Below are 12,203 nucleotides of genomic sequence, written 5' to 3'. Positions count from 1 at the left end.
GTCCTTTTCCTTTTTTGTGTCGTTCGCGTTCGGGCACGGCGGGCGGCCTGGCGCCGGCATCTGTGTTCCAAACAGTACATTTGCGCGGCAATTTAATGCAAATGAGAGGCATTTGCAATCGTAATTTTGAGATGGGCCCGACGGCACGGCGGTCGTCCGGTTCGGCGCGGTCGCCATTTGAGATGGCGAGTCGTACGGGCAGACGATCTGAGGCTTCGAATGGCGCTCGATGGACGAGCCGCGGCGATCAACTGCCGGAACGGGAGAAGGGCTTGCTCGGCGAGGCGCTGCGGTTGCTCGCCGAGACGCGGGCGCGTGCGCTGGAACTCCGTGCTGAGGTGAACCGGCGGCAGGGCGGCGCCACGCCGGATGTCCGCGACTTCAACCTGCCAACGATCATCGAGCTGCAGCGACGCCCGCCCGCTTCGCGTGAGCCCAGGCCCAAGCTCAGGCCCAGGCCCAATCCCACGCCCACGCCCACGCCCACGCCCAAGCCCAAGCCCAAGCCCAAGCCCAAGCCCAAGCCCAAGCCCAAGCCCAAGCCCAAGCCCAAGCCCAAGCCCAAGCCCAAGCCCAAGCCGAAGCCGCCCTCGTGCGGCCTCGCTACCAGGATCGATGCCCGCTGCGTGCTACGCCGCCGACAGCGTGACCGACACGCCCGTCGCGGTATAAACCGGCGTGGCCTTGAACCCGTCGACCGTCACCGTCGAGAACTTCGCGGCCGCCGCCGCGCCGTCGATCAGCGCGATAGTGTCGCCGGCCTTCGGCGCGTAGCCGTTCACGAATTTCACGCGCAGCGTGCCGCCCGTGACGGTGAGCGGGCCGCCCACGCGCAGGCGGCCGCCGCCGTTGCCGTCGATGTCGAGTTCGAGCGTCGTGTTGTCGAGCTGCGTATAGCGGGTCGCGATCGTCACCGGTGCATTGGCTGCGATCTTCACGCCGCCGCCCGAGCCGACGTACACGTCGCCGTTGCCGAACGCCGTCGTCGACGCGGCCGCGAGCGTGCCGCCGCTCACCTGCGTGCCGCCCGTGTAGCGGTTGTTGCCCGCCAGCGTCAGCGTGCCGCTGCCTTGCAGCGTCAGCTTGCCGGCGCCCGCGACGTCGTTGCGCCACAGGTCGGCTGCATTGAGCCCGCCCTGCGACGCATCCATCGACACGATCACGTTGCCGTTGAACGCGCCGTAGCCGTCGGCGGCCGCGAACAGGTTCAGGCGGCCCCAGCCTTCCGCATCGTCCATGACCGGATAACCGGACGGCAGTTCGGTCGTCTTCAGCACGACGCGCCGCTGGTCGGCGCTCAGGTACGGGAAGCGCGTCTGCAGCAGGATCTCCGCGCCCTTCGGCACGACCGGCGGCGCGTCCGTCGATTCGATCGCGGCGAAGCCGAACGTCATGCGGCGCAGGAACGCGGCCTTGTTCGTCGCGTAGTCGGCGAACCGGTCGGTGGCCGTCGTACCGGAGTGGGCGAAGGCGGAGAACGTCGTCGCGCTCGTCCCCGTCAGTTGCTGCAGCGCCTGGTGGGCTTGCGTATAGGCGGTCTGTGCGTCATCGGCATACGCGGTCAGATTCGCCGCGCTGACGGCCAGCGCGAGCATGCGCCCGCCGATCACGTCGAGCGGCGAGTGCATGCCGGCGAGAATCCGGTTCTCGCCCAGTTCGAGGCCGCGGCTGACCATTTCCTGGAAGCGTTCCGGCACGAGCCACGCCATCGTCGTCGCATCGCGCACAGCCTCGGCCGTGTGGCCGCTGATGAAGCCGCCGTCGGTCGCGGGCGTCGTGCTTTCCGCCGGCACGAGCGTCGGCGCGACCACCACGCTGGTGCTCCAGCGGTACGGGCGCGCATATTTGAAGAAGCGCTTCGACGGTTCGGTCGATGCGTTGTTGCCCATTTCGTTGAGCAGGTCGACAACCTTCCCGAAGCTGGCGTTGCCGCTGCTGCTGCCGACGCCGACGTTGTTGCCCGAGTCGTTGTACAGCACCGTCGTCGCATCGGCGGGCACGCTGGTGATGCTGGTCGTCTGCTGGGCCGCGGTGCGCCACGCGGCGGTGAGCGGGCCCATGCCGTCGGTCACGCTGTATCCCTTGCCGCGCCGGTCGTCGTAGTACGCGGCATCGGCCTGCTGCGGCGTGCGAGCGGTCGTCGCGTTGATCACGTACTGCACGTTGGCCGACAGCACCGCATCGTTCAGGATCGTGCCGCACGACACGCCGCTGTTCGGCAGCCCGGAGCAGGTCGACGGCGAGATGGCCGGGAATGTGCCGAACGCCGGCGCGCTCACGCCCGCGTCGACCAGCATCGTCGCCGGCTGCCAGAGATCGAGGAAGCGGCTCACCACGCGCACCGCGGCGTTGGTCGACAGCGTCGCATAGCGCGCATCGCCGCGCTGGTTGGTCGCGACGTTGTCGACGAACGCGGGCACGCTCGGAAGTGGTGCGCTGTCGACGAAGCCGGGGTCGGCGGGCGGCGCGGGAACGGCCGCCGCCAGGGTGCTGGTTGACGCGACATCATCGCCGCCGCCGCAGGCCGCCAGCACGATCGCACTCGACAAGGCTGCGACGTGCAGCGGGAAACGGCTTCGTGACGCAAACATGCAAGACTCCATCCTGATGGTCGAAGATGGCGAATTGTGGTGATGGATCGTTACGCGGCCGTTACGGATTTGTTTCGCGTCGGATGCAAGGCGCGCGAATTCCCACTATCTGGTTAATTTCGGGTGCTGAGCATGTCGGGCGACGGATTCGATGCGTCGATCGAGGGCGCGCGCGGCGGGAGGCTAGGCGCCGGCCGCCCGCGTGTCGAGCCGGAACAGCGATACCGCCTCGGCAAGCCGGCCTCCCTGTTCCTCGAGCGACTTCGAGGCGGCGGCGGCCTGTTCGACGAGCGCCGCGTTCTGCTGGGTGACTTCATCCATTTGTGTAATGGCCAGATTGACCTGCTCGATGCCGCGGCTCTGCTCGTTCGACGCGGCCGCGATCTCGCCCATGATGTCGGTCACGCGCGCGATCGCATGCGTGACCTGGGTCATCGTCTCGCCCGCGCTGTTCGCGATCTGCGAGCCGTCCTGGATTTTCCGGACCGATTCCGAGATCAGCTCGCGAATTTCCTTCGCGGCGCCCGACGAACGCTGCGCGAGACTTCGGACTTCGCTGGCCACCACGGCAAAGCCGCGGCCCTGTTCGCCCGCGCGGGCGGCCTCCACGGCCGCGTTGAGCGCGAGGATGTTGGTCTGGAAGGCGATCCCTTCGATGATCGCGGTGATCTCGGCGATTTTGGTGGAGCTGGCGCGGATGTCCGTCATCGTGTCGACCATCAGGCCGACTGCCGTGCTGCCGCGCTGGGCGACTTCCGACGCGTTGTTGGCCAGCCCGCTCGCCTGCTGCGCATTGTCGGCGTTCAGGCGCACGGTGGAGGTCAACTGCTCCATGCTCGAGGCGGTCTCCTGCAGCGAGGCGGCTTGCTGTTCCGTGCGGGAGGAGAGGTCCTGGTTGCCGGACGCGATTTCGCCGGCGCCCGTCGCGACATTGCCGGATGCCGTGCGGACTTCCGCGATCAGGCGGGTCAGGTTCGCCTGCATGTCGCGCATCGAAGCCAGGACGCTGCCGGCCGGCGCGGCACCGGTCGACGATCCGGTACCGAGATCGCCGGCCGCGATACGGCGCGCGATGTCGCTGAGCGCGGCAGGCTCCGTGCCGAGCGCGCGCAGCAGGCCGCGGGTGATGAAGACGCCCAGGATCGCGGCGGCGGCTGCCGCCGCGATACACATGACGATCAGCATCAGCCGCTGTGATGCATAGCGGTCGGCCGATTCCGTTACCAGTTGCGCGCCTTGCGTGCGGGCGAACGTCGCATAGGCGTCGGTGGCGGTGACAAGCCTGGCCAGCAGCGGCCGACACTGTTCGTTGATCATCGTGATGGCCTGGTCGCGGCGGTTGTTCGCCGCCGCGTCGACGATGGCGCGCGCCACGGGGCCGTACTGCGCTTCGACCGCGCCGATCTGCCGGACCAGCTCGCGGGCCTTGTCGGTCGCGCCGCTCCCCTCACGGACCGCATTCGTCAGTTCGCCGAGCAGCGCGCCGACCTCGCGGTCGGCCTGCAGCGCCGCGTCCTTCTCGATGTCCGCGTCGCGTGGCGCGGTCGCGAGCACCTGGTTGCGGGCGGCGATCGCACGCCGGTCGACCGCGACGCGAACCTTGTCCGCCAGGATTGCACGGGCGTTGGTGCCGTTGACGTAGTTTTCGAATGCCGCGTTCGCATTGCCGAGCGATACGATGCCGAGAATGGAGACGAGCAGAACCATGCACGTCAGGAGGCTGAAAGCCAGGGTCAGCTTCGTGCGAACCGTTAATCGTTGATCATTCATGTGAGAGTTCCAGTTTCGTTGACATCGAGTAGTTTTCCTTATTATCTGATTGGTGCATGAACAATTCGGGACCGTTTTCCGAGGCAATCGTTTGCGTGTGCTCCGCTGCCGAAAAAATGCAGACCCGATCCGTGGCCGGTCAGGCCACGCGAGCGTGTTGCTCGGTTTCTGCGCAACACACGCGGTTCCGGCCTTCGCGCTTCGCACGATAAAGCGCCATGTCCGCCTGATGCGACAGCGCATGCACGGACGGGGGACGCGCGCGATGACCGGTCGCGCAGCCGATGCTGACGGTGAAGGCCGGCACGGTTTCCGCGAACCCGTCGAGCCGGTTGCGTTCGACTTCGCGGCGAATCGCCTCCGCGACCTGCGCGGCCCCGCTTTCGTCGGTGTCCGGCAGCACCGCGACGAACTCCTCGCCGCCGTAGCGCGCGGCGAGATCGCCGCGCCGCCGCGTGTGGGTGCGGATGCATTCGGCGAGAAAGCGCAGTGCCGTGTCGCCTTCCGCATGCCCGTGCCGGTCGTTGTACTGCTTGAAGTGGTCGGCATCGATGAACAGGATCGACAGGCTGCCGTTGCTGCCGCGCTGTAGCCGTTCCCATTCGTCGGCGAGCGCGATATCGAGCGCGCGGCGGTTGCATAAGCCCGTCAGCGGATCGGTCCGCGTGAGATCCGTGAGCAGCGTCTGCTTGCGCAGGTTGTCCCGCAGCGCAAACGCCAGCAGCCAGACCACCGCGCAGAAGAATGCGCTGATCACGGTGGCGGACACGCCTACCGTCCACGACAGGCGCGTGATGCTCGCCAGCACGTCGCGCTCGGCCGGCGCGACGACGGCGATCAGCGGCGTGCCCGGCACCCGCTGGTACGTATACAGCCGCATGGTGCCGTCGATGACCGAACGCGCGGGGTAGAAGCCCGATTCGCTGTGCACCATCCGGTCGAAGGCTTTCGAGCGACGCAGGTGGTTCATCTGGTTGTCGTTCAACGACGGATTTCTCGCGAGGATCGCACCGTCCGCGCGCAGGATCGCGCTGACCCCGTTCGGCCCGACATCGAGGCCGGACAGGAGCTGCTCGAAATAGGCGATGTCGATGGCGACCACCGCGATGCCGTTGAACGTATGGTCCGGCCGTTCGATGCGCCGCGACAGCGCGATCGATTCCTTGTCGCCGCGCGAGCGCGCGCGATAGGCCTCGGACACGTAGAGGCCGACGTTGTCGGCATCGCGATGGACCTTGAAGTAGTCCCGATCGCTGAAATCCCAACGATGGGTCGTGCCGCAGCAGCCGTCGATCAACTGGCCGTGGCGGTCGGTCACGCCCATGCCGGTCACGTATTGCGCGGCGGTGCGCTCGAACAGCAGGTCATGCCGCAGCCCGGCATCCATGCGCCGCACCGCGGGCTTGCCGAGATCGGACGCGAGCGCGACCAGTGCGTTGTTCGACGTTTCGACGGTGCGCGCGATCTGGCTCACCAGCACGGCGGCGACGTTGCGCGACGTCTCGTGAGCATGCTCGATCACTTCGCTGCGCCCGATCCACAGTGTCGCCGCGCTGATTCCGAGCGCCGCCAGCGACATCAACGTGCCCAATGCTCCGACGACAAGATGGTTGCGTCCGGCCCAGTCGGCGATTTTCTCGATCGAGGTGGTTGCGGGCATGCTCGTGCTCGTATGGGCAGCCGGTTGCAACGGCTCCGGCGCGGGTCAAATCCGGGTTAACGGCACGGTTAACAGAAAATCGAGGCCGGCGGGGCCGCCAGTGGGCGCGGGCAATCGCGCGCGGGAGCGCAAACGTGTGCGAGCCCGCGTGGCCCGTCCGGCAAAGCGTTGCATCGGGCGTTCACCGCGCCCGGAACGATGCGCGGCGACACGCGCCGCCGGCACGTCGATTGATAACCCATCGACATCAATCCTTCCAAAAATTGCACTTATCGTTTGCGCGGCGACGAGCGAACATGCCGGAAAACGACAATCGATCCACCCCTCCCGCGTATTTCCGGATTTTCAGGAGACACCCGATGCACCCCTCGTCCAGCCTTCCGAACGCACGTTCGAAGGCCGCTGCGGTTTTCCGCGTCACCGCCGGGAATTTTCTCGAGCAGTTCGACTTCTTCCTGTTCGGCTTCTACGCCACGCAGATCGCCAACGTTTTCTTTCCCGCACAAAGCGAGTTCGCGTCGCTGATGATGACCTTCGCCGTGTTCGGCGCCGGCTTCCTGATGCGGCCGCTGGGCGCCATCGTGCTGGGCGCGTACATCGACGACGTCGGCCGCCGCAAGGGCCTGATCGTCACGCTGTCCATCATGGCGAGCGGCACCGTCCTGATCGCGTTCGTGCCGGGCTACGCGACGATCGGCCTGCTGGCGCCCGCGCTCGTGCTGCTCGGGCGGCTGCTGCAGGGCTTCTCCGCCGGCGCGGAACTGGGCGGCGTCTCGGTCTATCTCGCCGAACTGGCGACGCCCGGCCGCAAGGGCTTCTTCACGAGCTGGCAATCCGCCAGCCAGCAGGTCGCGATCGTCGTCGCGGCGGGCCTCGGCTTTGCGCTCAATCAATGGCTGAGCGCGTCGGCCATCGCCGCATGGGGATGGCGCGCGCCGTTCTTCGTCGGCTGCATGATCGTGCCGTTCATCTTCATGCTGCGCCGTAACCTGGAGGAAACCCAGGAGTTCAAGGCGCGCAAGCATCGCCCGGGCATGAAGGAAGTGTTCGGTACGCTGGTGCAGAACTGGGGCGTCGTGGTGGCCGGCATGATGCTGGTCGCGATGACCACCACGAGCTTCTATCTGATCACGGTCTACGCGCCGACCTTCGGCAAGACGGTGCTGCACCTGAGCACCGCCGACAGCCTGCTCGTGACGCTCTGCGTCGGCGTGTCGAACTTCGTGTGGCTGCCGATCGGCGGGGCGCTGTCCGACCGGATCGGCCGCCGGCCGCTGCTGGTCGGCATGACGGTGCTTACCGTCGTGACCGCCTACCCGGCGCTGTCGTTGCTCGCGCACGCGCCGTCGTTCGTCAACATGCTGCTCGTCCTCCTGTGGCTCTCGTTCATGTACGGGATCTATAACGGGGCGATGGTCGTCGCGCTCACGGAGGTGATGCCGGTGCAGGTGCGCGTCGCAGGCTTCTCGCTCGCGTACAGCCTCGCGACGGCCGTGTTCGGCGGCTTCACGCCGGCCATTTCGACCGCGCTCATTCACGCGACGGGCGACAAGGCCGCACCGGGCTACTGGATGAGCTTCGCCGCGGTGTGCGCGCTGCTTGCGACGTTCGCGCTCTATCGTCGCCACACGGCGACGCTGACGCCGGCGCATTGATGCCCGATCCATCCGGAATGCTTGCCAACACCTATGAATCCGAACGACCACGACCACGATCATGAGAAACCTGCTCCCGAAATTTTGCGCGGCCGCGCTCGTCCTGGCCACGGCAGTGGCTGCCAACGTGCAGGCCGCCGAACTGCACGTGATGAGCTCGGGCGGCTTCACCGCCGCCTACAAGCTGCTCGGCCCCCGGTTCGCTGCCACCACGGGTAACACGCTCGATACCGCGCTCGGCCCGTCGATGGGCAAGTCGCCCGAGGCGATTCCGAACCGGCTCGCCCGCGGCGAGCCCGCCGACGCCGTCATCATGGTCGGCTATGCGCTGGACGACCTGATCAAGCAGGGCAAGGTCATCCCCGGATCGCGCGTCGAGCTGGCCGACTCGCGTATCGGCGTGGTCGTGCGCGACGGCTCGGCAAAACCCGACGTCGGTTCCCCCGAAGGCCTCAAGCAGGCGCTGCTGCACGCGAAGTCGATCGCCTACTCGGACAGCGCGAGCGGCGTGTATATCGAACGCGAGCTGTTCAGGAAGCTCGGCATCGAGGACCAGGTGAAGTCGAAGGCGAAGATGATTCCGCGGATTCCGGTGGCATCGGTCGTCGCGAACGGCGACTACGAGATCGGCTTCCAGCAGGTGAGCGAGCTGCTGCCGGTCAAGGGGGCGACCTTCGTCGGCAAGATCCCCGAATCGCTGCAGTCGGTCACGCGCTTCGCGGCCGGCATCCCCGTCGGCGCGCAGCATCCGGCGGAAGCGAAGGCGCTGCTCGACTATCTCGCGTCGCCCGACGTGCAGGCCGACGTGAAATCGACCGGGCTGGATTCCGTCCCCGCTCATTGAGCCTGATCGACGGGAAGGTTGGCGTCAGACCGCCTTCCCGTCACCGTCACCGTTGCCGCCGGCATCCGCGGCGGCACGGTCCGCATCGACCCCGTTCGGGGCGACCGGCCCGCCGGCAGCGAGCCGCTGCACAAGACGCGCACGATCGCACGCACCTTCCCACATCGACACGAAGATCACCGCGCACGCGTTGCTGATCACGCTCGTCAGCGCACGCGCCTCGGACATGAAGCGATCGATGCCGACCAGCAGTGCCACGCCGGCGACGGGCAGGTCGGGCATGACGGCGAGCGTGGCGACCAGCGCGACCAGCCCGCTACCGGAAACACCGGCCGCGCCCTTGGACGTGACCAGCATCACGGCGAGCATCAAGGCGATCTGCGACGCGGAAAGGGGCACGTCGCATGCCTGCGCGATGAACAAGGCCGCGAGCGTCAGATAGATCGCGGTGCCGTCCAGGTTGAACGAATAACCCGCCGGCAGCACGAGCCCCACGACGCCCTTGTCGCACCCGAGCGATTCCAGCTTGACGATCAGGCGCGGCAGCACGGGCTCCGACGACGACGTCGCGAGGACGATGAGCAACTCTTCGCGCAGGTAGCGCAACAGCCGCCACAGCGCGAAGCCGTGCAGGCGCGCGAGCGGCGCGAGCACCAGCGCGACGAACAGCGCGCAGGCCGCATAGAAGGACACCACCAGCTTCGCGAGCGAGCCGACCGAGCCGATCCCGAAGCGGCCCACCGTGAAGGCCATCGCGCCGAATGCGCCGAGCGGGGCGAGCCGCATGATCATCGCGAGCACGCGAAAGACCACCTGGGCGACCCCGTCGATCAGCGCGAGAACGGGCTGGCCGGCCCGCCGGTGCGCATTCAGCGAGAAGCCGAACAGCAGCGACAGCAGCAGCACCGGCAACACCTCGCCGTGCTCGAACGCGCCGAGCATCGTATCGGGGATCACGCTCAGCCCGAATGCCACGAGCCCGCGCGGCTGCGCCTCCTTCGCGTACTGCGCGAGGATGCTCGCATCGAGATGATGCACGTCGATGTGCAGGCCGGCGCCGGGGCGCAGCACGAACGCGATGACGAGCCCGATCGCGAGCGCGACGGCGGTCAGCAGATAGAAGAGCGCCAGCGCCCGGACGATCGTGCGGCCGATGGCCTTCCCGTTCGCCAGTGACGTGATGCCCGAGACGATCGTGCAAAAGACGATCGGCGCGATGGTCATCCGCACGAGTCCGACGAACGCGTCGCTGAGGGGTTTGAGCATCGCGCCTGCGGCCGGCCATGCGTGACCGACGGTCACGCCGAGCAGCATCGCGAGCAGGACCTGCACGTAGAGCGATTTGAGCAGCCTGGCCAACCTCACGGAACGGTCTTCCTTCGTGTCTCTTGTGTCGTTGTCACACCGATGCATCGCTGCTTGCGATGCCGTCACGCTTCGCGTCGACGATCATCCGGTGAAATGCTTCGGCGGCCGGCGTGAGTGGCCGTCCGCGCCGCTTGACGATGCCTACGCGCCGTTTGACGACCGGCTCGACGAGCGGCACGCTCGTGAGAATGGGGTGGTCGTGCCCGGGCATCGCCATCGAGGGCACCGCGGCGACGCCGAGCCCCGCCTCGATCAAGCCGAGCAGGGTCGTCACGTGGCGCGCTTCGCACACGCTCGGCCCACGCGGCGCCACGGCGGCGAGCGCCTGGTCGAGCAACAGGCGGTTCCCGGAAGTCTTGTCCACCGACACGTAATCGTGCTCGTACAGTTCGTTCCAGGTCACGCGCTTCTTGCGCGCGAGCGGATGGTCGCGGCGGCAGGCGGCGACGAACCGCTCCTGGAGCAGCATCTTGAACTCGATCTCGGCTTCCTGGCTGCCCATGAAGCTCACGCCGAAATCGGCTTCGCCGCTGATGACGGCGCCCAGCACCTCGTTCGCGCTCGCGTCCAGCAGCTTGACCCGGATGCGCGGAAAGCGCTGATGATAGCGCGCGATGATGGCCGGCAGAAAGTAGTAGGCCACCGACGGCACGCACGCGATGGTCACATGGCCCAGGCGGCTCGACGACACGTCGCGAATGCCGAGAAGGGCCGCGTCGAGATCGTCGAGCAGCTGTTCGGCGCTCTGCGCGAACACGCGGCCGACCGTGGTGAGCGCCACGCGACGCGTGGTGCGCTCGAAGAGGCGCACGCCGAGCGCTTCCTCGAGCTTGTCGATCCGGCGACTCAACGCGGGCTGGGAAATGCTGACCGATTCCGCGGCCTTTCGGAAGCTGCCCGTTTCCACGACCGCGCGAAACGCCTGCAAGTCGTTCAAGTCGAAGTTGATCCCCACGGGCGCGTCTCCGCATCTCAGATGGGGCGTATTTTGCATGATTTCGCCGGGCCGACCGTATCGGCGCGGCACGCATCCGCGCAACCCTTGATCGCAACCGCGTGCGTGAGGGGCGGCCTAGCCGTCGATCCACCGTGCGTCGATGTCGAGTGGGGCGTCGCGGCCCCGGGCCTTACGGCGCAAGCAGGCCGCGCGCGGCCAGATTGGCATACAGCGCGCGCACGCCGAAGGTCCACGGCGCGATCTCGGTGCACAGCCGCACGGTGTTGACGAGTGCGCCGAGTGCGGGCGTGGAGACGGTGACGCGGTCGCCCAGGTGATGCGTGAATCCGCCGCCGGGCGCGTCGCGGTCCTGGATCGGCGAGAACATCGTGCCGAGGAACAGCATGAAGCCGTCCGGATACTGGTGATGCGCGCCGCAGGTTTGCGCGACGAGGTCGGCCGGGTCGCGGCTGATCTCGCGCATGTGGCTGATGCCGTCGAGGACGAAGCCGTCGTCCGCGCCTTCGACGCGCAGCGACACGCTGGCCTGCCGTACGTCGTCCAGCGTGAAGCCGTCGTCGAACAGCCGCACGAACGGGCCGATCGCGCACGAGCCGTTGTTATCCTTGCATTTGCCGAGCAGCAGCGCCGAGCGGCCTTCGATGTCGCGCAGGTTCACGTCGTTGCCGAGCGTCGCGCCCACCGGCCTGCCGTCGCTGGAAACCGCGAGCACGATCTCCGGCTCGGGGTTGTTCCATACCGATACCGGCAGCAGCCCCACGTCCGCGCCGAAGCCCACCGCCGACATCGGCTGCGCCTTCGAGAACACCTCGGCATCAGGGCCGATGCCGACTTCCATGTATTGCGACCACGCGCCGCGGCGCTCGAGTTCCGCCTTCAGCCGCATCGCGGCGTCCGAGCCCGGCACGATTTTCGACAGATCGGTGCCGATGGTGGCCGCGATGGTCGCGCGCACGTCCGCTGCTTTCACGGGGTCGCCGCCGGCCTGTTCCTCGATCACGCGCTCGATCAGGCTGACGGCGAAGGTCACGCCGCAGGCCTTGATGGCCTGCACGTCGCACGGCGCGAGCAGGTGGGTCGCGCCGCGCGTGCCGTCGAGCGCCGCCTGCAGCAGCGGCTCGACGCGGCCGAGCGATTCGCCGGGCGCCGTGCGGGCGAGGGCGGCGGCGTCGGGGCGGTCGAACAGGTCCGCGGTGGTCGGTACGGTGCGTGATGTCGATCACTTCGCCGTCGCGCACGGCAACGACGCTCGGGCCCGCATGGGCGCCGTCGTGCCGCCACACACGGCCGATCAGCAGCGCTTGCGCCAGGTCGTGCGGCAGGCAGTCGGAAACGGAAAGAGTACGCATGGTCGGCT

At 67.5% G+C, this 12,203-nt stretch carries 7 protein-coding genes and 1 pseudogene; 2 read left to right on the top strand and 6 right to left on the bottom strand.

The window, feature by feature from the left end; genetic code table 11:
• Positions 1-629 precede the first annotated feature (629 nt).
• From QZM35_RS26725 to QZM35_RS26715, 3 genes are all read right to left on the bottom strand, one after another.
• Positions 630-2,591: a phosphatase PAP2 family protein gene (locus QZM35_RS26725; protein WP_301777131.1), complete on the bottom strand. Its 1,962-nt coding sequence runs from the start codon at positions 2,589-2,591 to the stop codon at positions 630-632.
• A 183-nt stretch (positions 2,592-2,774) separates the two neighbouring features.
• The gene (locus tag QZM35_RS26720; protein WP_301777206.1) at positions 2,775-4,361 is read right to left on the bottom strand and encodes a methyl-accepting chemotaxis protein; all 1,587 of its coding nucleotides are present in this window, start codon (positions 4,359-4,361) and stop codon (positions 2,775-2,777) included.
• A 139-nt stretch (positions 4,362-4,500) separates the two neighbouring features.
• Entirely contained in the window at positions 4,501-6,021 is a 1,521-nt protein-coding gene (locus QZM35_RS26715) for a sensor domain-containing diguanylate cyclase (protein ID WP_089430087.1), read from the bottom strand.
• A gap of 359 nt (positions 6,022-6,380) precedes the next feature.
• On the opposite strand from QZM35_RS26715, the gene QZM35_RS26710 reads away from it, so the two are divergent.
• Positions 6,381-7,676 carry an MFS transporter gene (locus QZM35_RS26710; RefSeq protein ID WP_089429351.1) on the top strand — a complete coding sequence of 432 codons (1,296 nt, stop codon included), beginning with the start codon at positions 6,381-6,383 and terminating at the stop codon, positions 7,674-7,676.
• 61 nt (positions 7,677-7,737) lie between these two features.
• Complete coding sequence (locus QZM35_RS26705) at positions 7,738-8,520, top strand: substrate-binding domain-containing protein (RefSeq protein ID WP_089476680.1); 783 nt, start codon at positions 7,738-7,740, stop codon at positions 8,518-8,520.
• 24 nt (positions 8,521-8,544) lie between these two features.
• Here QZM35_RS26705 and dctA read toward each other — a convergent pair whose 3' ends face one another.
• From dctA to QZM35_RS26690, 3 genes and pseudogenes are all read right to left on the bottom strand, one after another.
• A complete protein-coding gene (gene dctA, locus QZM35_RS26700) occupies positions 8,545-9,885 on the bottom strand; it encodes a C4-dicarboxylate transporter DctA (protein WP_301777130.1) in 1,341 nt (446 codons plus the stop codon).
• A 34-nt stretch (positions 9,886-9,919) separates the two neighbouring features.
• The gene (locus tag QZM35_RS26695; protein WP_089430088.1) at positions 9,920-10,843 is read right to left on the bottom strand and encodes a LysR family transcriptional regulator; all 924 of its coding nucleotides are present in this window, start codon (positions 10,841-10,843) and stop codon (positions 9,920-9,922) included.
• A 172-nt stretch (positions 10,844-11,015) separates the two neighbouring features.
• Positions 11,016-12,195 (bottom strand): annotated as a pseudogene (locus tag QZM35_RS26690) (fumarylacetoacetate hydrolase family protein).
• Positions 12,196-12,203: the final 8 nt, after the last annotated feature.

The organism is Burkholderia sp. AU45274 (genome assembly GCF_030482505.1).
Taxonomy (GTDB): domain Bacteria; phylum Pseudomonadota; class Gammaproteobacteria; order Burkholderiales; family Burkholderiaceae; genus Burkholderia.
The sequence above is the reverse complement of the archived record's forward strand: the minus strand, read 5'-3'. Positions and strand labels throughout refer to the sequence as shown.

Bases quoted from the DNA above. Each gene is read 5' to 3' on its own strand.
- QZM35_RS26705 (WP_089476680.1), top strand. From the start codon at position 7,738: ATGAGAAACCTGCTCCCGAAATTTTGCGCGGCCGCGCTCGTCCTGGCC.
- QZM35_RS26710 (WP_089429351.1), top strand. From the start codon at position 6,381: ATGCACCCCTCGTCCAGCCTTCCGAACGCACGTTCGAAGGCCGCTGCG.
- QZM35_RS26720 (WP_301777206.1), bottom strand. From the start codon at position 4,361: ATGAATGATCAACGATTAACGGTTCGCACGAAGCTGACCCTGGCTTTC.
- QZM35_RS26715 (WP_089430087.1), bottom strand. From the start codon at position 6,021: ATGCCCGCAACCACCTCGATCGAGAAAATCGCCGACTGGGCCGGACGC.
- QZM35_RS26725 (WP_301777131.1), bottom strand. From the start codon at position 2,591: ATGTTTGCGTCACGAAGCCGTTTCCCGCTGCACGTCGCAGCCTTGTCG.